General features: G+C 62.6%; 15 protein-coding genes. All 15 read right to left on the bottom strand.

The features are described from left to right. Positions 1–3 precede the first annotated feature (3 nt). Positions 4–990 carry a lipoyl synthase gene (gene lipA / locus M446_RS05950; protein ID WP_012331193.1) on the bottom strand — a complete coding sequence of 329 codons (987 nt, stop codon included), beginning with the start codon at positions 988–990 and terminating at the stop codon, positions 4–6. A gap of 178 nt (positions 991–1,168) precedes the next feature. Beyond that, entirely contained in the window at positions 1,169–2,212 is a 1,044-nt protein-coding gene (gene cydB / locus M446_RS05945) for a cytochrome d ubiquinol oxidase subunit II (RefSeq protein WP_012331192.1), read from the bottom strand. 11 nt (positions 2,213–2,223) lie between these two features. After that, complete coding sequence (locus M446_RS05940) at positions 2,224–3,666, bottom strand: cytochrome ubiquinol oxidase subunit I (protein ID WP_026190867.1); 1,443 nt, start codon at positions 3,664–3,666, stop codon at positions 2,224–2,226. Positions 3,667–4,036: 370 nt separating this feature from the next. After that, positions 4,037–5,395, bottom strand: coding sequence for a sigma-54-dependent transcriptional regulator (locus tag M446_RS34840; RefSeq protein ID WP_012331190.1), 1,359 nt, complete (start codon positions 5,393–5,395; stop codon positions 4,037–4,039). Beyond that, the gene (locus M446_RS34835; RefSeq protein ID WP_012331189.1) at positions 5,388–7,274 is read right to left on the bottom strand and encodes a sensor histidine kinase; all 1,887 of its coding nucleotides are present in this window, start codon (positions 7,272–7,274) and stop codon (positions 5,388–5,390) included. Before M446_RS34835 ends, M446_RS34840 begins: the two co-directional genes overlap by 8 nt. A 168-nt stretch (positions 7,275–7,442) precedes the next feature. Then, complete coding sequence (phbB, locus tag M446_RS05925; RefSeq protein WP_012331188.1) at positions 7,443–8,168, bottom strand: acetoacetyl-CoA reductase; 726 nt, start codon at positions 8,166–8,168, stop codon at positions 7,443–7,445. Between the two features lie 97 nt (positions 8,169–8,265). Next, a complete protein-coding gene (locus M446_RS05920; RefSeq protein WP_012331187.1) occupies positions 8,266–9,438 on the bottom strand; it encodes an acetyl-CoA C-acetyltransferase in 1,173 nt (390 codons plus the stop codon). Between the two features lie 180 nt (positions 9,439–9,618). Then, on the bottom strand, positions 9,619–10,944 hold the full coding sequence (locus M446_RS05915; RefSeq protein ID WP_043702108.1) for an NAD(P)/FAD-dependent oxidoreductase: 1,326 nt from the start codon (positions 10,942–10,944) through the stop codon (positions 9,619–9,621). 304 nt (positions 10,945–11,248) lie between these two features. Then, complete coding sequence (dctA, locus tag M446_RS05910) at positions 11,249–12,583, bottom strand: C4-dicarboxylate transporter DctA (RefSeq protein WP_012331185.1); 1,335 nt, start codon at positions 12,581–12,583, stop codon at positions 11,249–11,251. Between the two features lie 28 nt (positions 12,584–12,611). Continuing rightward, the gene (locus tag M446_RS05905; RefSeq protein WP_012331184.1) at positions 12,612–14,921 is read right to left on the bottom strand and encodes an NADP-dependent malic enzyme; all 2,310 of its coding nucleotides are present in this window, start codon (positions 14,919–14,921) and stop codon (positions 12,612–12,614) included. A gap of 158 nt (positions 14,922–15,079) precedes the next feature. Then, complete coding sequence (locus tag M446_RS05900) at positions 15,080–16,789, bottom strand: NAD-dependent malic enzyme (protein WP_012331183.1); 1,710 nt, start codon at positions 16,787–16,789, stop codon at positions 15,080–15,082. A 239-nt stretch (positions 16,790–17,028) separates the two neighbouring features. After that, complete coding sequence (gene lpdA, locus M446_RS05895; RefSeq protein ID WP_012331182.1) at positions 17,029–18,828, bottom strand: dihydrolipoyl dehydrogenase; 1,800 nt, start codon at positions 18,826–18,828, stop codon at positions 17,029–17,031. A gap of 13 nt (positions 18,829–18,841) precedes the next feature. Then, positions 18,842–20,137: a dihydrolipoyllysine-residue acetyltransferase gene (gene aceF, locus M446_RS05890; RefSeq protein ID WP_012331181.1), complete on the bottom strand. Its 1,296-nt coding sequence runs from the start codon at positions 20,135–20,137 to the stop codon at positions 18,842–18,844. 269 nt (positions 20,138–20,406) lie between these two features. Beyond that, positions 20,407–23,061: a pyruvate dehydrogenase (acetyl-transferring), homodimeric type gene (gene aceE / locus M446_RS05885; RefSeq protein ID WP_012331180.1), complete on the bottom strand. Its 2,655-nt coding sequence runs from the start codon at positions 23,059–23,061 to the stop codon at positions 20,407–20,409. 744 nt (positions 23,062–23,805) lie between these two features. Next, on the bottom strand, positions 23,806–24,417 hold the full coding sequence (locus M446_RS34830; protein ID WP_012331179.1) for a YoaK family protein: 612 nt from the start codon (positions 24,415–24,417) through the stop codon (positions 23,806–23,808). Positions 24,418–24,488 lie beyond the last annotated feature (71 nt).

Below are 24,488 nucleotides of genomic sequence, written 5' to 3'. Positions count from 1 at the left end.
CCTCTACTCTGACAGTTGGCTTTGTTTTGCGGCCACCGATAGACGTGTGATGCGCGCTGCGTTGAGTCGCGCAAAATATTCTCCGGCGTGGTGCGAAGAGCGGGTCAGCGGCGTCGCCGAAACAAGCAGGAAGCCCTTGGCGTAGGCCGTGGTCTCGTAGGCCCGGAACTCGTCGGGCGGCACGAAGCGCATCACCGGATGGTGCTTCTTCGTCGGCTGCAGGTACTGGCCGATGGTCAGGAAATCGACATCGGCCGAGCGCAGGTCATCCATGAGCTGAAGCACCTCGTTGCGCTCTTCGCCGAGGCCGACCATTATGCCAGACTTGGTGAAGATCGTCGGGTCGAGTTCCTTCACGCGCTGGAGCAGGCGGATGGAGTGGAAGTAGCGCGCCCCGGGCCGCACGGTCAGATATTTGGACGGCACCGTTTCGAGGTTGTGATTGAACACGTCGGGCCGGGCCGCGGCCACGACCTCCAGGGCTTCTGTTTTTCGCAGGAAGTCCGGCGTCAGCACCTCGATCGTGGTCTCAGGCGAGCGGGCACGGATCGCCCGGATGACTTGGGCGAAGTGCCCCGCGCCGCCGTCCGGCAGATCGTCCCGGTCCACCGACGTGATGACGACGTGGGCGAGCCCGAGCTTTTCCACCGCTTGGGCGACGCTGTCAGCCTCGTGCGGATCAAGCGCGCCGGGCAGGCCGGTCTTGACGTTGCAGAAGGCGCACGCACGGGTGCAGGTGTCCCCCGAGATCATCAAGGTGGCGTGCTTCTTCTCCCAGCACTCGCCGATATTGGGACAGCCCGCCTCCTCGCATACCGTCACGAGCTTGTTCTCGCGCACGATGCGGTTCGTCTCGGCCCATTTGGGCGAACCCGGCGCCCGCACCCGGATCCAGTCGGGCTTACGCTGGACGGGCTGGTCGGGCCGATGCGCCTTCTCAGGGTGGCGCGGGCGGATGTCCGTGTTGAGGAGATCGAGAACGACGGCCATGAGACTCCTTGCGTGCTCTGAAGCAACCGCGGCCTTGTTCCTGACGATCTACTTGTTGTAATCTTCAAGAACAAGCTGATGCTTTTGAATTTTGCCGTACCGCGTCTAAGACACTGACCCACCCTCCGCGCGAGTGAGGCTGCGGTTCGATGCGGGCCGGCGGTGCGGCTGTCTCCCGCTATCCGTACCCACCGCCCGCGATCTCCTTTGCGACTTTGCCACGGAACACGTAGTATGCATAAGCCGTGTATGCGAAGGTGATCGGCAAAGCGAAGGCATAGCCGATCAGGGCGAACATTTGCGAGTCCACCGTATTCGCAGCCTGCCAGATCGTTATGGAAGGCGGCACGATGTAGGGGAACAAGCTGATGACCAACCCCAGGAACCCGAGCAGGAACATCACAATGGAGAGTAAGAACGGCGCGGTATGATGACCGTCGTTGACCGACCGATAAATCATATATGCAACGAACGCCGTCAACAGTGGAACCGGGACCAGAGCGAGGATGCTGGGCCAAGAGAACCAGCGTGCTTCGATCTGCCGGCCAAGAAACGGCACCCAGGCGCTCACGATCGCCATCATGACGATTGTGGCGACGAGGAATTGCTCAGATTTACGCCGGGCCCAGATCTCTAAGGCACCCGTGGTCTTCATCACACACCACGTCGCGCCCAAGAGGCCATAACCGCAGACGAGGCCGACTCCGGTCGCTAGACTGAACGGGGTCAGCCAGTCCCAGGTGCCGCCAGCGAACTGCCGTCCGCCTACCTCGAAGCCCTGCACGAATGCGCCGAGCACGATCCCTTGCGCAAAGGTCGCCAGCAGGGAGCCGTAGTGGAAGGCGTAGTCCCAGATACGCTTGGATGTATCCGCCTTGAAGCGGAACTCGAAGGCGATGCCCCGGAAGACCAAAGCGATCAGCATAATCAGCATCGGAATGTAGAGCGCCGGCATCAGGATCGCATAGGCGACCGAGAAGACGCAGAACAGGCCGGCGCCGCCAAGGATCAGCCAAGTTTCGTTGCCATCCCAGATCGGCGCGACCGAGAACATCATCCGGTCGCGCCAATTGTCGTTCTCGGCCCTGGTGAACATGATACCGATGCCGAGATCGAAGCCGTCGACCACCACGTACATGGTGATCGCGACCCCAAGGATCACCGCCCAGAGCAGGGGCAGCCAAAAGGCCCAGCCGACATATTCCGTTCCGAAGCCGAACATGTGGGCTCTCCTTATTCGGCGGGTTGGGGAGCTTTGCGCCTTGGTCCTCCGTCGAGTCTCTCGTCGGGTAGCGACAACGGCCGCTTCGGCTTCTTGGCCAGGCTCTCGGCTCCCGGGATCTCCTCGACTGGATCAGGTCCTTTCCGCAGGAGCTTGGCGAGGTAGTAGCTCCCGCAGCCGAACACGATCGAGTAGACGATGAGGAAAGTCATAAGCGAGATGGTGACCGCACCCGTCGTAACCGGCGATACGGCATCGGCCGTGCGCAATTGCCCATACACGAGGTAGGGCTGCCGGCCGATCTCGGCGGTGAACCAGCCGAGCAGAACGGCGCCGAAGCCCGAGGGCGTCATCATCATTGCTGCGTTGAGGAACAGCCGGTCGGTGAAGAGCCCCCCTTTCCAGCGCAGGTAGAGATGCCACAGGCTCAGGCCCAGCATGGCAAATCCGATGGCAAGCATGCCCCGGAAGACAAAAAATACCGGCAGCACGGGTGGGCGCTGATCCGGCGGCACGTCTTTCAGGCCGGGTACCTCGCCGCCGAACTCATGGGTCAGGATGTAGCTGCCGATCTTCGGGATGCTGATCTCGTAATGGTTAGTCTCGGCGTTCTGGTCGGGGATCGCGAACAATCGCAGCGGCATGTTGGCCCGCCGCTCCCAGTTGCCCTCGATCGCTGCCAGCTTGGTCGGTTGATACTTGAGAACACCCAGGCCGTGCATATCGCCGACGAAGATCTGGATCGGCGTCACGATCGTGGCAAACCAAAGCGCCATCGAGAGCGCGCGGCGCGCGCCCGCGAGCTTGGCCTCGGGCGCATCATGCGGGTGGCGCAACAGCATCCAAGCCGACATGCCCGCAACTGCGAACGCCGTGGTGAGATAGCACCCCATGACCATATGGGCGTAGCGCAGCGGGAACGATGGGTTGAAGATAATCTTCCACCAGTCAACCGGCAGGGCGAGGCCGTTCTCGACGCGAAAGCCGTCGGGCGTCTGCATCCAGGAGTTTGCCGACAGGATCCAGAAGGCCGAGATCAGAGTTCCGAGGGCCACCATGCAGGTTGCGAAGAAGTGCAGCCGGTCGCCGACGCGATCCCAGCCGAACAGCATGATGCCTAGAAACCCCGCCTCCAGGCAGAAGGCGGTGATCACCTCGTAGGCGATCAAGGGACCTAAGATGTTGCCGGTGAACTCGGAATAGCGCGACCAGTTGGTGCCAAGCTGGTAGCTCATCACGATGCCGGAGACGACGCCGAGACCGAAGGAGACCGCGAAGACCTTCACCCAGAACTTGTAGAGATTTTTGTACTGAGGGTTGCCGGTGCGCAGCCACTCGAACTCCAGCCGGGCGAGCCAGCTTGCGAGACCGATGGTGAAGGCCGGGAAGATGATGTGAAAGGAGATGGTGAACGCGAACTGGATGCGTGAGAGGACGAGCGCGTCGAAGTTCATGATCATTTTCTACCTCCGCCATCACCGCTCACCCGACCCAGGGGCTCCCGGGTTCGTATCGTCACCTGGTTTCATCGTTGACCCCCTTGGCGTCTGGGCGCCGACATCGCTGCGTACCTTGGAAGCATGGCTCACTCTTCTCTCCTCGGCAGCTAGGCTCATTCGTCTTCACACGTCGATCACTCCGCACATTCAAGCGCCTGGAATGCGCTCGCGGCGGAGTCCGGCCGCATCAAGTCCCTCAGCGCCTAACCCCTCACCTGCAATAGATTAGCTTGTAAGCGCGGCGATATCAGATCGTCAGCTTGCCTTCCTCTTGGCAAGAGCAGCTCGCGCGCAAATGCGAACGGTACAAAATTGATCCTCGGCGTCAGCGGTCTGACCCGCACCATACTTTATGATCAAGGTTCAGCTGATACCTGCGCAACTTACCATAAAGCGGTTTCTTTGGAATACCAAGTGCTTGACTTGCCGTGGCGACACAGCCATTTTGCCTTTTGAGTTCGTCTTGGATAAGACTTCTCTCAAATTGGTCAACGTGGTCCGTTAACGAGTTCTTTATGTTTGGACTTCCCAGACTTCCGACTCTTTCGGCTCCATTCATGCCTAGTACAAAGCGGCTCGCGACATTGGAAAGCTCGCGAACATTGCCAGGCCAGGAATGGGCTAGAAGCTGCCGCACAAATCCGGCCGATGGCACAGGTGCTTCACGGCCGAAACGAAGGGCAGAGAGTAGCGTCAAATGCTCAAATAGAAGCGGTATATCTTCACGTCGTTCTCGAAGAGGCGGAAGATCAATCGGGACAACGTTGAGTCGGTAGTACAAATCCGAACGGAACCGATTTTGCTCGCTGAGAGAAAGAAGGTCATCTTTTGTGGCCGCTACGACACGGCAATTGACAGGCACTTGTGCGTTTGATCCAAGGCGCTCAAGGGTCTGTTCTTGTAAAACACGAAGAAGTTTTACTTGCAAATTGCACGGCATGCTTTCTATCTCGTCGAGAAAAAGAGTGCCGTTGTGCGCGTGCTCAATTTTACCTACCCGACGCTTCGCAGCCCCGGTAAATGCCCCAGCTTCGTGCCCAAACATTTCGCTTTCAAACAGCTGCTCCGGCAACCCTCCACAATTCAGCGCAACAAAATGGCCGCTGCTGCTGCTACCCTGTTCATGCAGGCAGCGGGCGACCAGTTCTTTTCCGGTTCCGGTCTCACCATTGATAAGCACGCTCGCCTGAGTGGCTGCGACGTCACTGATGATCCGCCGAACCTTCTCGATCCCTGGGGACTGGCCGATCAGAACGGCCTCGACCGCTTGCCGAACGAGCTTTTTCTGAAGGTGGGCAACTTGCAGAGTCAGGTTGCGATTCTCAACCGCACGCCGCACAACGCCGACGAGTTGCTCCGAAGCGAACGGTTTCGTGATAAAATCGTAAGCGCCGTCCCGCATCGCCTGGACCGCCATGGAGATGTCACCATGGCCGGTGATCACGATCACCGGCAGCTTGGGATCCAAGTCACGGAGGTGTTTCAGGAGTTGCAGACCATCCATTCCGGGAAGCTTGACATCCGTAACCACGACCCCAGCGAAACCGCCGGGAAGATGGCTTCGAACCCATTCTGCCGATCCGAAGGATCGCACATCGAAGCCAGCCAGATCGAGCGCCTGTTCGATCCCAGCGCGGACCGCGGGGTCGTCCTCGATAACAATCACCTTGATGGCGTCAGCCATGATGCGCCTCCGGAGGTGCAAGGGGCAGATCAAGAATGAACTCGGCTCCGCCCTCTGGCCGATCATGGGCATGAATGGTTCCACCCATTGCAGCCACGATATCGGCTGAAATAGCGAGTCCGAGCCCAAGGCCGGATCCAGCTTCTTTTGTGGTAAAAAAGGGCTCGAACAGGTGAGGCATCACGGAGTCGGATATTCCCGGTCCGTTGTCGTGGACGCAAATAGCACCTCGATCTTGATGACGGCTTACGCTTACAACGATCTCGGGATGATGGACGTTCGCAACGGCGTCGACGGCGTTGCTGAAAAGATTGATGATTACCTGTTCTAGGCGGTTAGGGTCGCACTTTAAGATGACATCTTCAGACGGAATTTTCGTCACAATATTGATTTCTTTCAATTTCATTGAGCGATCGACAATCAATAAAGCATTCGAAATCGACTGTCTGGCAGAAACAATGCCTGTAATCGGCTCCGATTTCCGCGCGACTCTTTTCCAGTGCGCAACAATTTGCCCCATATGCTCAGACAGCTCGGATATCTTCGAAAGATTGGCTGTCGCCGCCTGAAGTCGGTTTCGCTCAAGGAGTACCTTCGCGTTGTCGGACAGGGTCCGTACAGCCGTGAGCGGCTGGTTCAACTCATGCGCAATGCCGGCGGACATCTGCCCGAGAGCGGCCAGCTTCTCAGCATGCACAAGTCCAGCCTGCGCTTCGCGGAGTACAACTTCGGTTCTATTGCGCTCCACGATCTCTCGGTGGAGCTGCTGATTGGTTTGGACGAGATCGGCAGTACGATCCGCCACATCCTGCTCGAGTCTGTCGTGCGCGACCTGCAGCGCTTCCTTCGCAGTGGCAGCCGCATTGAGCGCGCGCCAGCGTTGATGAAGATAAAGTGTTAGAAAGATCGCCGCTCCGATTGCAAGACCACATGCGATGGCAACGCTAAGGGCAAACCGCCTTTGAGGCTCAAGGTCGGAGAACAACAAGATGCGCCAACCCGCAGAATCAACCGACCGTATCTGTTCCAGAAACTTCCTGCTGGACGATCCGGAGTACCGATCCGGCATATCCTCATTAAATCTTATAATAGGAGCGGATCCGGTAGACCGAACTACAACCAATTCAAGCGGCTTCAAACCTGCACCGTCGTACTGCCGGGAAGCGCGAATTTGCTCCAGGGCCGGAGGATCGAGAGATTTAGTGGTCTTATACTTCCAAGAGTTTCGTGACGAGAGAAAGATGATGCCGTTCTTGTCGGCAACCGCTACAATCTCGCGACTCTTCGTACGACCCTCCTCCCACGCGCCCTCAAGCTGTTCTATGCTGATCTTGAGCGCCATCACACCAAGTAGACGGCCGTCGTGGATAATCGGGCTGGACCTAAAATAGCCAGGAATGCCGCTGGTGGTCCCTATTCCATAGAAACGGCCGTGGGCGGACTTCAGAGCTTCCAGGAAATACGGCCTATAATCCAATTTTACACCAACGAAACTGATATCGTCATTCCAATTGCTCGATGCGAGAGTGACTCCCTGATGATCTAATATATAGACGGCCGATGAGCGAGCACTTTCATTCACATCCTGAAGGTACTCGTTCACTTTTTTGCGAAGTTCTTGGTCGTCTGGATTTTGCAACATTGCGGTCACATTGGCGTTCAGCGCAATTACTGTCGGGAGATAATCGTAGCGCCCCAGCTCGCCGTTGAGACTCTGAACGTAAATATCCAGCCTTCGCTCTCCCTCTGCCTGCAATTGCCGAATAGCGGAGCGCTCGACTCCGTCCTTAACGCCAAATACAATTGTCGCTGAGAGAATACAGATTGCGGCCCACGCGAGAACTCTCGTGTACAAGCCTTTGGCAAGACGTGATCTCATAAAGCCTCCTCGGGAGGCTGTAGGGCGACGAGTACCAGCCGGCGAGGGAGGACGTCGCCGGCTGGATTTCCGTTCAATGTGACGCAGCCTATCTCAAACGCCATAGGAAATTGAAACCCCAGTTTCGCAAGCCCTAGCAAATGCCGCGAACCGCCCCGGAGTCTTTTGTTACGTCATGTACTGGCCACCATTGATGGCCAGCGTGGATCCGGTGATGAAGCCGCCGTCCTCGCCAGCCAGAAACACCACCGCCCGCGCGATCTCCTCCGGCTGGCCCAGCCGTCCTACGGGGATCTGCGGGATGATCTTGCTCTTCAGGATCTCCGGATCGATCGCCTGCACCATTTCCGTTCCAATGTAGCCCGGGCAGATGGCATTCACCGTGATTCCCTTGCTCGCGTTCTCCTGCGCCAGCGCCTTCACGAAGCCGATGTCCCCTGCCTTTGCAGCCGAATAGTTTACCTGCCCCGCTTGGCCCTTCTGCCCGTTAATGGACGAGATCACGATCACCCGCCCCCAGCCGCGCGTGCGCATGCCCTCGATCACCGGCCGGGTCATGTTGAACAAGGAGTCCAGGTTGGTGCGCATGACCGCCGACCACTGCTCGCGGCTCATCTTGTGGAAGAAGCCGTCCCGCGTGATGCCGGCGTTGTTCACCAGGACGTCCACTGGGCCAGCCTCGCTTTCGACCTGCTTCACGCCGGCTGAGCAAGCATCGTAGTCGCCCACGTCCCACTTGAACACCGGGATGCCGGTTTCGGACTTGAAGCGCTGAGCGGCTTCGTCATTTCCGGCGTAGCTGGCCGCCACCGTGAAGCCATTCTCTTTCAGCGCCTTTGAGATCGCTGCCCCGATCCCACGGCTCCCGCCCGTCACCAATGCGACCCGCGCCATAGCGTTTCCTCCTTTGTTCCCAATGAGCTTCGTCGGTCAGTGCCGATCGGCGGCTTAGACAGGGCGAGCCGCCGATCATCCGCTGGTCGTCCGATGATCAGCGTTCCACGCACATGGCGACGCCCATGCCGCCGCCGATGCAGAGGGTGGCGAGCCCCTTCTTGGCGTCGCGCTTCTGCATCTCGTGCAGCAGGGTCACCAGCACGCGGGCGCCCGAGGCGCCGATCGGGTGGCCGATCGCGATGGCGCCGCCGTTCACGTTGACCTTGGAATCGTCGAAGCCGAGTTCCTTGTTCACCGCCAGCGCCTGGGCCGCGAAGGCCTCGTTCGCCTCGATCAGGTCGACGTCCTGCGGCTTCCAGCCGGCCTTCTCCAGGGCCTTGCGGGAGGCCGGGATCGGCCCGGTGCCCATGACGGCGGGATCGACGCCGGCCGTCGCCCAGGAGGCGATGCGGGCCAGCGGCTTCAGGCCCCGCTTCGCGGCCTCGGCGGCCGACATCAGCACGATGGCGGCGGCGCCGTCGTTGATGCCCGAGGCGTTGCCGGCCGTGACCGTGCCCTCCTTGGAGAAGGCCGGGCGCAGCTTGGCCATCGCCTCGACGGTCGCGCCCTCGCGGATGTACTCGTCGGCATCGACGACCACCTCGCCCTTGCGGGTCTTGATGGTCACCGGGACGATCTCGTCCTTGAAGCGGCCCGCCTTCCTGGCGGCCTCGGCCTTGTTCTGCGAGCGGGTCGCGAAGGCGTCCTGCTCCTCGCGGGTGAGCTGCCAGCGCTGGGCGACGTTCTCGGCGGTGTTGCCCATGTGGTAGCCGTTGAAGGCGTCCAGCAGGCCGTCCTTCAGCATCGTGTCGACGAGGGCGAGGTCGCCCATCTTCTGGCCGCCGCGCAGGTGCTGGGCGTGCGGGGCCATCGACATCGATTCCTGGCCGCCCGCCACGATGACGGTGGCGTCGCCGTTGGCGATCTGCTGCAGGCCGACCGCGACGGTGCGCAGGCCCGATCCGCAGAGCTGGTTGAGACCCCAGGCCGTCGCCTCCTGCGGGATGCCGGCGGCCATCGCCGCCTGGCGGGCCGGGTTCTGGCCCGCGCCCGCGGTGAGCACCTGCCCGAAGATGACCTCGTCCACGTCCTCGGGCGACACCTTGGCGCGCTCCAGCGCCGCCTTGATCGCAATGGCGCCGAGTTCGTGCGCCGGCAGGCTCGCGAAGGAGCCGTTGAAAGCGCCAACGGGCGTGCGCACGGCTGAAACGATAACGACATCGCTCATGAGTGTCTCCTCTGGTTTGCCTGTCCCCGTGCCTCACACAGTTCCAATTCTGACGTCGCGCACGGGCACTCGCTCGTAGACGACGTGACCGTGGCGGACAGCAACAGCTGCACCGAAGCGGTGACCGCCGAGACGCGGATCGGGCGGAGGGCTTGGCCCGGGCATCAGAAACTCCCCTTGCTAATGCAGTTTCACGCGAGGTTCGGTGCGGCGCGTCAGTCTACGAGCAACGGTGTCGAGCATAACTCGCCACCAGCCGTGCAGGGCCGTCTGGTGCATCTTGTACAACGATCGATACATCAGGCGGGCGAAGTAGCCTTCAATGAACAATCCTCGACCTCTGACGAAGCCCATCAGGTTCCCCACTGTGCTGTACTCGCCGAGCGATACAAGCGACCCGAAGTCCCGATAGCGGAACGGATCAAGCGGCCTTCCGGTGAGCCGACGGCGTATCTGCGCGACGACATGACTTGCTTGCTGATGCGCGGCTTGAGCACGAGGGGGAACCGGCTTGTTATCGCTCGGACTGATCAGGAAGGCGCAGTCTCCAATGGCAAAGATGTTTTGATCGCTCGTGGTCTGCAGGGTCGGCGTCACCACGAGTTGATTGTTTCGACTCGTCTCGAGGCCGTCGATATTCTTCAGGAAGTCCGGGGCCTTGACCCCGGCCGCCCAGACCACAAGTTCGGAGGGGATGAAGTCGCCATCCGCCAAGGCGACCCCGTCGGGTCGGACCTGAACGACCCGCGCGCTCGTGCGCACGTCGATACCGAGGCCCTCCAAGAGCTGAGCCGCCCCCTTGGCGACCCGGGCCGGTACAGCGGGCAGAATACGCTCGGCCGCTTCGACGAGCGTGATCTTGAGATCTCTGTCGGGATCGATACGGTCGAGACCGTAGGCCACAACTTGGCGGGTCGTGCGGTGCAGTTCTGCGGCAAGTTCCGTGCCCGTCGCTCCCGCTCCGATGATGGTGACGTGCAACTGCCCGGGCCGCACTGGCTCGGGCTGTGCATGAGCCCGGATGAAGCGGTTCACGAGCCTCTGGTGGAAGCGGACGGCCTGCTCCTGCGTATCGAGCGAGATCGCGAACTCATTGACGCCGGGCGTGCCGAAATCATTGCCGGTGCTGCCGACGGCAATCACGAGAGTATCGTACGGAACAGCGCGCGCCGGCGTGACTTCCTGGCCCTCTGCATCGTAGCTGGCCGCCAGATAAATCTCACGGTCCGCCCGATTGAGGCCAGTCATCTCGCCGATACGGTAGCGAAAATGATGATCAGAAGCTTGCGCCAAATAGTCGACCGCGTCACGACCGACGTCCATTGTGCCAGCTGCCACCTCATGCAGGTGAGGCTTCCAGATATGGGTCCGGTTGCGCTCGACGAGGGTAATCTGCGCCTGCTTGCCTCTTCCTAAGGTGTCGCCCAGCTTAGTGGCCAACTCGAGACCTGCCGCCCCTCCCCCTACAATCACGATGTGATGGAGAGACGGGTCAGGAATCCAGATCCGGGCGGGCCTGCTTGTGCCGGTAGGCTCCCTGGCTGTGGACGAGGAGATTGGCAGGTCCGGAGTCGCCAAGCTCTGTTGGCTACCCTCAGCGCCACCGTTCCGATCCGCATCCAGGGGCCCTGCCACGGTCTCCCGGTTGGCGAGTGTGTCAGGGGTAACCTGTTCAGCGGGTCCGCCCATCGTAGTGGTCCCGAGTGATGGACCGCTCTCTGAAGGTGACATCAGTCGACCTCCGCCCGTCCTGGGTTGCTAAGCGGCCGGGATGTGCCCGGCCACGATGGTCTCGGTGGACCTCGTCCACTCAACCGGTTGTTACCGCCACCTCGACGTCGGATGGGTCGACGTCTCGGCTCAGTGCCGCGGCGAGTTTGTTGCGGTCGAGCTCACCCTCCCACCAAGCCACCACAACGGTGGCCACGCCATTGCCAGTGAAGTTCACCAGAGCGCGGCACTCGCTCATGAACTTGTCGATGCCGAGAAGGATGGCCATGCCCGGCACCAACGCCGGGTTGACGGTCGCCAGCGTCGCCGCGAGCGTGATGAAACCCGCGCCCGAGATGCCGCTGGCACCTTTCGAGGTCAGAAGAGCGACCAGCAGAATGGTTCCCTGTTGGCCCCAGGTGAGGTCGAAGCCCATCGCTTGCGCTATAAAGAGCGAGGCTAGGGTCATGTAGATGTTGGTGCCGTCGAGGTTGAACGAATAGCCTGTCGGAACCACAAGGCCGACAACCGACTTCGAGCAACCGAGCCGTTCAAGCTTTTCCATGAGAGCAGGCAATGCGCTCTCGGACGAACTTGTTCCCAGCACGAGTAGAAGTTCATCCTTAAGATATCCGATAAATTTGAAGATGTTGAATCCTGCGAGCCGTGCAATGATGCCGAGCACCCCGAAGACGAATATAGCGGACGTGATGTAGAAGACGGCGATCAGACCGAACAGATTACCGAGCGCTTGGGGCCCGAACCGTCCGATTGTGTAGGCCATGGCGCCGAAAGCCCCGAGCGGCGCAGCCTTCATCACGATCGCGATCACCCCGAAAATAGCGTGAGCAGCATCATCGATGAAGCTGCGAATCGTGGCGCCGCGCTCGCCGAGGATCAGCAGTGAGAAGCCGAACAGGATGGAAAACAGCAGAACCTGCAGGATGTCGCCCGCAGCAAACGCCCCGACCACGCTGTCGGGGATGATGTGCAAGATGAAATCGACGGGCTTCTGCTCGCCGGCTTTCTTGGCGTAGACGGCGACGGCAGCGGCGTCAGCTGCTCCGCCGGAGAACCCGGCCCCCGGCCTGGCGACATTGCCGACGATCAAACCCACGATAAGGGCGAAGGTTGAAACAACTTCAAAGTAGATGAGTGCCTTAAGGCCGACACGCCCCACCTTCTTGGCATCCTGAATGTGGGAGATGCCTGAGACGATAGTACAGAAGATGATCGGCGCAATGACCATTTTGATCAGTTTGATGAAGCCGTCACCCATTCCTTTGATCCAGTCGCTCTTGGCGTAGTCGGGCGAGAGCCATCCGAACAGGATGCCAAGAACAATCGCGATCAGAACTTGGACATAGAGCAGTTTGTACCAGGGTTTTTGGCTCACTCTGGTCGGGGCGGTCGCACCCGCTGCAATGGTCGCCATGAGCTCCTCCTCAATTCTTTTTGCCAAGCTATGCGGCAGCGACTGCTGTCACCGCGGTCATGTTCACGATACCGCGCACGGTGACTGTTGGCGTGAGAATATGGACCGGCTTGGCGGCCCCCAGCAGGATCGGCCCGACCGAGATGCCCTGCCCAGCCACCACCTTGAGGGCGTTGAACGTGATGTTCGCGGCGTCCAGGTTCGGCATGATGAGCAGGTTCGCTTGTGCCGTCAGGCCCGCGTCCGGGAAGGTGCGCCTGAGGATCGGGAGGCTCAGGGCGGCGTCCGCGTGCATTTCGCCCTCAACCTCGAGGTCAGGCGCACGCTCGGCAATGAGCTCGAGCGCATCCCGCATTTTGCGGGCCGAGGGATCATCGGCGGTGCCGAAACTGGAGTGCGAGAGCAGCGCCGCGCGCGGCGTTTGCCCGAAGCGGCGCATCTCGGCGGCCGCGAGCACCGTCATCGCGGCGATTTCTTCTGCCGTCGGATCGAGATGGATGTACGGATCGCAGATGAAGACCGTGTGCCGCGGCAGTTGGAGGAGGCCCATGGCAGCAAAGCCCTGAGCGCCCTCTCTCAAGCCGATGACGCGTTCCACGACGCTCAGATGCGCAGCGTAAGACCCGGACAGCCCGCAGAGCAGACCATCAGCCTTACCCATCCTCACCAGCATCGCGCCTATGAGCGAGCCGTTGCGGCGCATCTCGGCAGCGGCGGTAGCGTGTGACAGGCCGCGCCGCCGACCTAGTTTATAGTAGGCTTCGGCGGCCTCAGCGACGAAACCTTCGTCGTCGATACTGGCGACCTCAAGGTCCCGGCCGATCTGGACCCGCAAACCGAGGTCTTGCAGCTTGGCACTGATCGTCTCCGGGCGTCCGACCAGGATTGGTTTACCCAATCGTTCGTCGACCACCACTTGCACGGCCCGCAGCACGCGGTCGTCCTCGCCCTCGGCGTAGACGATGCGCCGCGGATCGCCCTCCGCCGCTGCCGCGAAGACGGGCTGCATGACCGTGCCAGACGTATAGACGAAGCTCTGGAGCGAGCGCCGGTAACGTTCGATGTCCGCGAAAGGCCGCGTGGCCACGCCGCTATCGATCGCTGCCTGCGCCACCGCCGGGGCGACGCGCAGAATTAACCGGGGATCGAACGGCCGCGGGATCAGATAGTCGGGCCCGAAGCGTAGATCCTGTGTGCCATAGGCTGCGCTGACCATGTCCGACTGCTCGGCTTGCGCCAGTTCCGCGATGGCACGCACGGCGGCCAGCTTCATCTCCTCGTTGATTGCGGTCGCACCGACATCGAGCGCACCGCGGAAGATGAACGGGAAGCAGAGAACGTTATTGACTTGGTTCGGGTAATCGGATCGTCCGGTCGCGATGATGGCGTCGGACCTTACCGCCTTGGCAGCTTCGGGCCGGATCTCCGGATCCGGATTGGCGAGCGCCAGGATGAGCGGACGGCTCGCCATCGTCTTGACCATGTCTGGCTTGAGTACACCAGCCATGGAGACGCCAAGAAAAATATCGGCCGCTTCGACCGCATCCGCGAGGGTGCGGGCCGAGGTCTCACGCGCGTAAGCCGCCTTTTGTTCGTCGAGCGACCCCAGCCGCTCGTTCGTCAGAACTCCCCGGCTGTCCGTGACCAGAATATTCTCTTTCCTTGCGCCCAGCCCGACCAGGAGATTGAGGCAGGCGATCGCTGCCGCGCCCGCGCCGGAACAGACAACCTTCACATCCTCGATCCGTTTGCCGACCACCTTCAGGCCGTTGAGCACGGCCGCGGCAGCAACGATCGCGGTGCCATGTTGGTCGTCGTGGAAAACCGGGATCTTCATGCGCTCGCGCAGCCGAGTCTCGATCACGAAGCACTCAGGCGCCTTGATATCCTCGAGATTAATACCGCCGAACGTTGGCTCCAGGCTGGCGATAATATCGACAAGCCTGTCGACGTCGGTTTCGTCGATCTCGATGTCGAAGACGTCAATGCCGGCGAATTTTTTGAAAAGGCAGCCCTTGCCTTCCATCACCGGCTTGCCGGCGAGCGCCCCGATGTTGCCGAGACCGAGCACCGCGGTGCCGTTGGAGATGACCGCCACCAGGTTGCCGCGCGAGGTTAGGCTCGACGCCTCGGCTGGGTCGCGCTTGATCGCCATGCAGGCGGCCGCGACGCCGGGCGAGTAGGCCAACGCCAGGTCGCGCTGGGTGGTCATGTCTTTCGTGGGCAGGACCGAGATTTTTCCAGGTGTCGGGAATCGATGGTAATCCAGGGCGGCACGGGTCAGGACATCGTCGGTGCCTGCCTCGTCGTTAGCCTCGCCGGGCGTTCTGAGGTTCATCTCTTCGCTCACTGGCGTCTCCTCGCGACTGGGCGCTTTTGCGCCTGTTCTGTCTAGCTCCAGGCGATCGGGTTGCGGGCGGCTGGAGCTCTACTGGAAATCTGTCTAGATCGACGGTCACACGATATCCGCAGATTGGTCTATCTAGTTTTCCGCAGTCAATTAATGCGTCGGTACGGTCGATAGAGTGGCGCCCACATTTTGTTTCGGATTTTCTGATACATATCGCCAGCGTCCATCGCTTCGGTCAGGCCGTCATTCCGCGCCTGCAGGGCGACTGCTTGTGCTACCCGCAGCGACACGTCCCGCAAGTCCGAGACATTTGGCAGTAAATTGGCGTTAGGATTGAGTCGCGCTGGCGAGATGTCCGCCAGAGCACGTGCGGCGGCCATCAGCATGGCGTCCGAGACTCGCCGCGCCCGGACGGCGATGGCGCCGAGTCCGATGCCAGGGAAGACATAGGAGTTGTTGGTCTGATCCACCCGGACGTACATTCCGTTTTTAAGAAGCGCTGGGAACGGGCTGCCCGTGCCGATCACCGCTCGGCCCTCAGTCCAGGCCATGAGGTCGGCGGGCGTCGCCTCGGCCCGCGATGTCGGATTGGACAACGGGAAGATAACCGGCCGTTTCACTGACGCCGCCATGGCTCGCACCACGTTCTCGGGGAAGGCCCCTGGCTGGCCCGACACGCCGATCAGCACAGTGGGCTTGGCGTTGTGTACCACGTCGCTAAGCCCGATCCGGCTCTCGTTCTCCAGGACCCAATCCGCCACCGCGTCGCGAGGTTGTATGAAGCGCTCCTGGAACGGCAGGAGGTCCGGCATGCCCTCGACCAAGAGACCGTCGCGGTCGATCAGGTAGAAGCGCCGGCGCGCCTCCACCTCTGTGAGGCCGTCCTCGATCATAGCGCGTAAAAGCAGCGAACTGATGCCGGTCCCAGCCCCGCCCGCGCCTACGACGGCGACCCGCTGCTCCCGCATTGGCAGGCCCGTGACGTTCACGGCCGCCAGCAGAGCGCCGGCGGCAACAACCGCCGTGCCCTGGATATCATCATTGAAAGTGCAGAGCCGGTCGCGGTAGCGCTCCAACAGCCGGGTCGCGTTGTCGCGTGCAAAGTCCTCCCACTGCAGCAGGACGTGTGGCCAGCGCTCCGTCACCGCTGAGACGAATGCTTCGATGAAGTCGTCGTACGGCTGGCCGCGCAGGCGCTCGTGACGCCAGCCGATGTAGAGCGGATCGGACAGGCGCTCAGGGTTGTTGGTGCCAACGTCGAGGAAGATTGGCAGTGTGGTTGCAGGGTGGAGGCCGCCGCAACCAGTGTAGAGCGACAGCTTCCCGATCGAGATCCCCATGCCACCCGCGCCTTGGTCACCGAGACCGAGGATGCGCTCTCCGTCCGTGACCACGATCGCCTCAACACTGTCGAACCGCGGATGAGCTAGGATGCGGGCGATACGCTGCTGGTGGGGGATGCTCAGGAACAGGCCTCGCGGCTTGCGGAACGCCTGGCTGAAGTGCTGGCAGCCGAGGCCGACTGTGGGCGTATAAACGATGGGCAACAGCTCTTCGAAGTGGCGCACCAGGAGAGCGTAGAACAGCACCTCGTTGGTGTCCTGCAAACCGCGCAGGAAGACGTAGCGCTCGAAGTCGTTCGGCAGCTGACGCATTGCCTGATAGCGTCGCGCAACCTGCTCGCCGAGGGTCGCAACCGTCGGCGGGAGAAGCCCGTGCAGCTCGAAAAGATCGCGTTCCTCCTCCGTAAAGGCGGTACCCTTGTTTAGCAGTGGATCGTTGAGGAGACTGTAGCCGCTGCTAGCGGTCTCGACATAAGAGCCAACTGAGGATCCTAGATCATGCTCCGCACTCACTAAAATCTCTCCTTCTTTTTCCAAGGAGCGGGCCGAAGTTTATCTGGACAGGGCTTTATTCCGGCTGCCTCTTAGCTTGACTTTGGCCATCTCCCACGCCGTAGCCGGAGGTGTCACCCTACACGCTTCATTACGGTAACCTGCCATGCAGCGCCGGGCCTCTATTCGAGAACCGGTCGCCTGCACGGCCGCTCCCGTTCCGCGCCGAGATGCCAGTCGGAAATCAGCCAAAGTCGAGCTTAGTGAGTCTTCTTTTTTGGCATGTAGAGGTCGGTGATGCTGCCCTCGAAGGCCTCCGCCGCCATGCCGACCGTCTCGGACAGGGTCGGGTGCGGGTGGATGGTCAGCCCGATGTCGCTCGCATCCGCCCCCATCTCGATCGCGAGCGCGGCTTCGGCGATCAGGTCGCCCGCGGACGGCCCGACGATGCCGCAGCCGACGATGCGGTCGGTCGCCTCGTCGAACAGCACCTTGGTCAGGCCCTCGTCGCGCCCCAGCGACAGCGAGCGCCCGCTCGCCGCCCACGGGAACACGCCCTTGCCGACCTTGAGCCCCTTGGCCTTGGCCTCGTTCTCGGTCAGCCCGACCCAGGCCACCTCCGGGTCGGTGTAGGCCACCGACGGGATCACCTTCGCGTCGAAGAACGAGTTCTTGCCCGCCGCCGTCTCGGCCGCGACCTTGCCCTCGTGCGTCGCCTTGTGGGCCAGCATCGGCTGGCCGACCACGTCGCCGATGGCGAAGATGTGCGGCACGTTGGTGCGCATCTGCTTGTCGGCCGGGACGAAGCCCCGCTCGTCCACGATCACGCCCGCGGCCTCCGCGCCGATGAGTTTGCCGTTGGGCCGGCGCCCCACCGCCACCAGGATCTTGTCGAAGGTGTCGTGGGCCGGCGCCGAGCCGCCCTCGAAGGAGACCTTCAGCCCCTCGGGCAGAGCCTCGACGGCCGTGACCTTGGCCTTGAGGTGGATCGCCTCATACTGCTTGGAGATCCGCTTCATCAGCGGGGTGACGATGTCCTTGTCGGCCCCCGGGATGATCTGGTCCATCAGCTCGACGATGGTCACCTTGGACCCGAGCGCGTGGTAGACGGTGGCCATCTCCAGCCCGATGATGCCGCCGCCGATGACGAGCAGGCGCTGGGGGATGCCGTCGAGTTCGAGCGCCCCCGTGGAATCGATCACCCGCGGGTCGTCATGCGGGATGAAGGGCAGCTTCACCGGCTCGGAGCCCGCCGCGATGATCGCCTGCTCGAAGCCGATCACCCGGGTCTGGCCCTCATGCTCGACCGCGATCTGGTGCGGGCTGACGAAGCGGGCGGTGCCGGTGACGACCGTGACCTTGCGCTGCTTGGCGAGGCCCCCGAGGCCGCCGGTGAGGCGCTTGACGACGCCGTCCTTCCAGCCCCGGAGCTTGTCGATGTCGATCTGCGGGCTCGCGAAGCTGATGCCGTGCGCCGCCATGCCGTGGCTCTCGTCGATCACCTTGGCGGCGTGGAGCAGGGCCTTCGAGGGGATGCAGCCGACGTTGAGGCACACGCCGCCCAGCGAGGCCCAGCGCTCGACCAGCACCACCTTCTTGCCGAGGTCGGCGGCCCGGAAGGCCGCCGTGTAGCCGCCCGGTCCGGCGCCGAGCACCAGCACCTCGGCGCGCATCTCCTCGCCCGAGACGGGCGCGGCGGCCTGGGGCGCGGGGGGCGTCGCGCCGTTGCCGCCGCCCCTCGCCGAGGAGCCATAGCCGGCTTGCCCCTCGCCGGGCGCGTGGGCGGGCGGCCCGCCCGCGGGCGCCGCCGCGCCCGCCCCGGCCGCCTCGGTCATCAGCAGGATCAGGTCGCCCTGCGAGACCTTGTCGCCCGGCTTGACCTTGATCTCCGCCACCGTGCCGGAGACCGGCGAGGGCACGTCCATCGTCGCCTTGTCGGATTCGAGCACGATCAGGGTGTCGTCCACCCCGATCGTGTCGCCCGGCTTCACCACCACCTCGATGACTGGGACGTCCTTGAAGTCCCCGATGTCGGGCAGGCGGACCTCGTTGCTGCTCATGCGCCGCGTCTCCTCAGATCGCGAGCCGCCGCACGTCCTCCAGGACGTGGGCGAGGTGGCGGGTGAAGCGGGCCGCGAGCGCCCCGTCGATGACGCGGTGGTCGTAGGAGACCGAGAGCGGCAGCATCAGGCGCGGCTTGAACTCCGACCCGTCCCAGACCGGCGCCATCCTGGAGCGCACGACGCCGAGGATCGCCACCTCGGGCGCGTTGACGAGCGGCGTGAAGGCGGTGCCGCCGATGCCGCCGAGGGATGAGATCGTGAAGCTCGCCCCCTGCATGTCGGAGCCGGCGAGCTTGCCGTCGCGCGCCTTCTTCGACAGGGAGCCGAGTTCCTGGCTGATCTCCTGGATGCCCTTGCGGTCGGCATCCTTGACCACCGGCACCACGAGCCCGTCCGGCGTGTCGACCGCCACCCCGACGTTGTAGTAGCGCTTGAGGATCAGCGCCTCCTTGTCGGGCGACAGCGAGGCGTTGAACTCCGGGTGCTGGCGCAGGGCCGAGACGGCGGCCTTGATCAGGAAGGCCAGCAGCGTGACGCGGTAGCCCTTGTCCTTGGCGGCCTTGTCGAGGTCCTTGCGGTAGGCTTCGGTCTCGGTGATGTCGGCCTCGTCCTGGTGGGTGACGAGGGGCACGTTGAGCCAGGCCCGGTGCAGGTGCGGCCCCGAGATCTTCTTGATCCGGGCGAGCGGCCGGGTCTCGGTGGGGCCGAACTTCGAGAAGTCGACGGCCGGGATCTCCGGGATGCCCATGCCGCCCGAGGCCATCACGGCGCCGCCCGCGGCGGGCGCCGCCGCGCCGGTGAGGTGGCCCTTCACGTCCTCCTTGGTGATGCGGCCCTTCTCGCCGGTGCCCTTGATGGTGTTGAGGTCGACCCCGAGTTCGCGCGCGAGGCGGCGTACGGCGGGGCTGGCATGGACCTGCGAGAAGTCCGGGATCGCCGAGGCCGCCCGCGGGGCGGGGGCGGAGGCGGGCGCGAGGGCCGGCTCCTGCTTGGGCATCAGAGCGGCCGTATCGGCCGCCGGCGCGGCGCCGTTGCCCTTCGGCTCACTGCGCGGCGCAGCCGAGGCCTCATCTCCGCCCCTGAGCAGCAGGATCGGGTGCCCCTCCGAGACCTTGTCGCCGATCTTGATCAAGAGCTTCTCGACGACGCCGGCGGAGGGCGCGGGCACCTCCATCGTCGCCTTGTCGGACTCGAGCGAGATCAGCGGGTCGTCAGGTCCGATCGTGTCGCCCTCCTTCACGTGCACCTCGATGATCGGCACGTCCTTGAAATCCCCGATGTCCGGGATCTTGACCTCAGTCGCCACGGCGTTTCTCCCGTTCCGTCATGTCGCTTGGCTAGACGTTGGATTTGAAGGTCAGGGTGGGATCCCTCTCCCGGGCGGGAGAGGGGCAGGGCATCGTCGATCCCGCGCGAGGAACCAGCCGGTCGGCACCAACCCGAGAGTTCGGCAGGAACCCGGAACCGCCCCGCTGCCGGGATGGCGCCAAGCGCCACATCCTGACCGGCACGGGGCGCTCCACCCCGGAGCCTCGCCCCGCCCCCTCCCACACCGGAGAGGCTTCCCGCCGGGTCCTAGACCGTCCAGGGCGCGGGCTTGCCGGGGTCGATGCCGTACTTGGCGATGGCCTCCACCACCTTCGCGGTCGGGACCCGTTTGTCCTCCGCGAGGCTCTTGAGCGCCGCCACGGCGACCCAGCGCCGGTCGACCTCGAAGAAGTCGCGCAGGCGTACCCGGTAGTCCGAGCGCCCGAACCCGTCCGTGCCGAGCACCTTGTAGCGGGCGGGCACGAAGGGGCGGATCTGGTCGGCGAACAGCCGCATGTAGTCGCTCGCCGCGATCACCGGGCCGGAGCGGCCCGACAGGCAGGTCTCGACGTAGGATTTGCGCGGGGTCTCGGTCGGGTGGAGCATGTTCCAGCGCTCCACCGCCATGGCGTCGCGCGCCAGCTCCGTGAAGCTCGGGCAGGACCAGATGTCGGCCACGATGCCGAAATCCTTCTCCAGGAGTTCGGCCCCGGCGATGACCTCGCGCAGGATCGTGCCCGAGCCCAGGAGCTGCACCCGCGGGCCCTTCCCCTTGCCCTCGCGGAACAGGTACATCCCCTTGATGATGCCCTCCTGCGCTCCGTCCGGCATGCCCGGATGCTCGTAGTTCTCGTTCATCACGGTGATGTAGTAGAAGACGTCCTCCTGCTCGCCGTACATCCGGCGCAGACCGTCCTGCACGATCACCGCCACCTCGTACGAGAAGGTCGGGTCGTAGGAGACGCAGTTCGGGATCGTGGCCGAGAACAGGTGGCTGTGGCCGTCCTCGTGCTGCAGCCCCTCGCCGTTGAGCGTGGTGCGCCCGGCCGTGCCGCCGATCAGGAAGCCGCGCGCCCGCAGGTCGCCCGCCGCCCAGGCCAGGTCGCCGACCCGCTGGAAGCCGAACATCGAGTAGTAGATGTAGAACGGGATCGTCGGCGCGTTCGAGTGCGAGTAGGAGGTCGCCGCCGCGATCCAGGACGACATCGCCCCGGCCTCGTTGATGCCCTCCTGCAGCATCTGCCCGTTCTTGTCCTCCTTGTAGTACATCAGCTGGTTGGCATCCTCGGGCCGGTAGAGCTGGCCGACCTGGCTGAAGATGCCGAACTGGCGGAACATGCCCTCCATGCCGAAGGTGCGGCTCTCGTCGGGCACGATCGGCACGATGCGCTTGCCGATCTCCTTGTCGCGCAGGAGCGTGTTGAGCACCCGCACGAAGGCCATGGTGGTGGAGATCTCCCGGCCCGCCGTCTCCTTGAGCTGGGCCGAGAAGGCCGAGAGCGGAGGCACCTCCAGGCTCTGCGACTTCTGCCGCCGCGCCGGCAGCGGCCCGCCGAGGGCTTGGCGCCGCGCCATCAGGTAGCGGTGCTCGGGGCTCCCGTCGGGGAAGCGGATGAACGGGATCTCGGTGAGCTTGTCGTCGGTGAGGTCGATCTGGAAGCGGTCGCGGAACTGCCGGAGGACCGCCTCGCCCATCTTCTTCTGCTGGTGGGTGATGTTCTGGGCCTCGCCGGCCTCGCCCATGCCGTAGCCCTTGACGGTCTTGGCGAGGATGACGGTGGGCTGGCCCTTGTGGTTCACCGCGGCGTGGTAGGCCGCGTAGACCTTGCTGGGGTCGTGGCCGCCGCGGGTCAGCCGCCAGATGTCGTCGTCGCTCCAGTCGGCGACCAGCGCCTTGGTCTCCGGATAGCGGCCGAAGAAGTGCTCGCGGATGTAGGCGCCGTTCTTCGACTTGAAGTCCTGGTACTCGCCGTCGACGCACTCGGTCATCAGGCGGGCCAGCATGCCCGATGTGTCGCGGGCGAGCAGCGCGTCCCACCCTGAGCCCCACAGCACCTTGATGACGTTCCAGCCCGCGCCGCGGAAATTGGCCTCCAGCTCCTGGACGATCTTGCCGTTGCCGCGCACCGGCCCGTCGAGGCGCTGCAGGTTGCAGTTGATCACGAAGACGAGGTTGTCGAGTTTCTCCCGCGCGGCGAGGGAGATCGCGCCGAGGGACTCGGGCTCGTCCATCTCGCCGTCGCCCATGAAGGCCCAGACCTTGCGACGGTCGGTGTCGGCGAGGCCGCGATGGTGCAGGTAGCGGAGATACCGCGCCTGGTAGATCGCCATCAGCGGCCCGAGGCCCATCGAGACGGTCGGGAATTGCCAGAAATCCGGCATCAGCCAGGGATGCGGATAGGAGGACAGGCCCTTGCCGGAGACCTCCTGGCGGAAGGAGAGCAACTGCTCCTCCGTGATCCGGCCCTCCAGGAAGGCGCGGGCGTAGATGCCCGGCGAGCAATGACCCTGGACGTAGATCAGGTCGCCGCCGTGGCCGTCGCTCGCCCCGCGCCAGAAATGCATGAAGCCGGTGTCGTAGAGCGTCGCGGCGGACTGGAAGCTCGCGATGTGGCCGCCCAGCTCCGAGGAATCCTTGTTGTTGCGCAGGATGATCGCGATGGCGTTCCAGCGGATCGCCGAGCGGATGCGGTGCTCGATGGCGCGGTCGCCCGGGTGCTTGGCCTGCGCCTCGAGGGGAATCGTGTTCAGGTAGGCGGTGTTGGCGGAGTAGGGGACGGGAGCGCCCTTCTTGCGGGCCTCCTCGATCACCTGCTCGATCAGGAAGTGCGCCCGGTCAGGACCCTCGACCTCCAGGACGCCATCCAGGGAGTCGAGCCATTCGCGGGTTTCGATCGGATCGGGATCGCGTGTGGAATCCAACGTCACCTCCCTGGCGCTGCCCCGGTAAGGCGTGAGGCGCGCTTATTGTGTGGCTATTTCAGCAGGTGCCGTGCCAAGTAGGCTCGCGTAGAAATAAGATTGCGCGCTGAGACACTTAAACGGGTGTGGATCTGTGCGCCGGCAGGAGCTGAGTGCGAAAATCCAGAATTTGGCTCCGGATTTTGGCTGGACTTTCAGACAGTGCGGGACAGCTCTGCCGGCCTGGGTGGCTTACTGGCCGGTTGCTAACCCGGATCATTCATGTGGGGTGACGGGCATGGTGCAAGCCGCTGATAGGCCATAGATTTCGGCTGCGACACTCGAATCCAGCCGCTCGCGGAGACCATGCCCGCCAAGGTCGATGATACCCCGTCGCAGACTTCGACATCATGTCCGGCAGCACGAAGGCCTTGGACGGCCGAGCCGCGCAGCGCGGCGGCATAACTACCCGGAAGGGGATGGCAGTCGATCGGCAGAACCCGCATGCGAGCCGTTCAACTCTCAGGGTGAGCCCCGGTTCTGACTTCCGCGCGGCGGCTCAACCAGTCAGTCAAGCCGAGGTCTCTTTCACGCCCCCAAGCAAAAGCAAAAACGGCAGCAAGCATCCATGTATTTATCACTGGGATCCGGCTCTAGACTCAATCGCAAAGAGAGGGGCAGACAAGCATTTGCGCTGATCCCGCTGGAATGGGCAGGACTTCGAAGAGCCTTATCGGCCTCCGCGACTGTGCCCGCAGGCGCCGATCAGCGCAAGTTAGCATTTCCCTTGTACTCATGGAAAAGCATAGTAAATGGTAGGACACATGCTGCTAAAATGAGAGGCTTGTCGATGAAATTAACTGCCAAAGCACCCGCTATGGCCCCCAATAAGTACCCAAACCACGCTAGAGCGAATATGGCGCTTTCGCGTTTCACTTGCTTGCCCGGAGAGGGCCACATCCAAGACACAAGTTCTTCGCCAATCTTTTGGAGATTTCCCGTAATAAACACATGATTCAGGGTGACGCCTCCAAAACGGTTAGCAGCCGAGTTCTGAATCCCCATTCCGATTGCAAGAAGCAATGCTCCCCAGAATTTATCTGTAAGACTGCTAAAAATCAGCAAGCCACTTGTGACCAATAGCGCTCGAAAAACTTCCAGACCTGCTCGTACTATGATTCGGCCGAATACAACTCCAAACAAGAACATGGCTATAATGGCAGCATGAAATGCAGCTTCCCTATATTTGCCCGTCGCAATTTCCATTCCCATAAAAATCGTATTGCCGGTCATTAGTCCCGCAAAAGCATTCAGATGCAAATACCCAACGGTATCTGCGTATCCGGCGATGAGCGCCAGCGCCGTTGCACGGAGCATAGGACTACCTCACAATAAGAACGCAAATGGAATGTTCGTGGATAGAGGAAAGCCATGCTCGTCCTCTAAAC

This window comes from Methylobacterium sp. 4-46, assembly GCF_000019365.1.
GTDB lineage: Bacteria > Pseudomonadota > Alphaproteobacteria > Rhizobiales > Beijerinckiaceae > Methylobacterium.
The sequence above is the reverse complement of the archived record's forward strand: the minus strand, read 5'-3'. Positions and strand labels throughout refer to the sequence as shown.

Coding starts and splice junctions, on each gene's coding strand:
- M446_RS34830 (WP_012331179.1), bottom strand. CDS start 24,417: ATGCTCCGTGCAACGGCGCTGGCGCTCATCGCCGGATACGCAGATACC.
- M446_RS34835 (WP_012331189.1), bottom strand. CDS start 7,274: ATGAGATCACGTCTTGCCAAAGGCTTGTACACGAGAGTTCTCGCGTGG.
- M446_RS05920 (WP_012331187.1), bottom strand. CDS start 9,438: ATGAGCGATGTCGTTATCGTTTCAGCCGTGCGCACGCCCGTTGGCGCT.
- M446_RS05905 (WP_012331184.1), bottom strand. CDS start 14,921: ATGAACCTCAGAACGCCCGGCGAGGCTAACGACGAGGCAGGCACCGAC.
- lpdA (WP_012331182.1), bottom strand. CDS start 18,828: ATGAGCAGCAACGAGGTCCGCCTGCCCGACATCGGGGACTTCAAGGAC.
- M446_RS05940 (WP_026190867.1), bottom strand. CDS start 3,666: ATGAACTTCGACGCGCTCGTCCTCTCACGCATCCAGTTCGCGTTCACC.
- phbB (WP_012331188.1), bottom strand. CDS start 8,168: ATGGCGCGGGTCGCATTGGTGACGGGCGGGAGCCGTGGGATCGGGGCA.
- M446_RS34840 (WP_012331190.1), bottom strand. CDS start 5,395: ATGGCTGACGCCATCAAGGTGATTGTTATCGAGGACGACCCCGCGGTC.
- dctA (WP_012331185.1), bottom strand. CDS start 12,583: ATGGCGACCATTGCAGCGGGTGCGACCGCCCCGACCAGAGTGAGCCAA.
- lipA (WP_012331193.1), bottom strand. CDS start 990: ATGGCCGTCGTTCTCGATCTCCTCAACACGGACATCCGCCCGCGCCAC.
- cydB (WP_012331192.1), bottom strand. CDS start 2,212: ATGTTCGGCTTCGGAACGGAATATGTCGGCTGGGCCTTTTGGCTGCCC.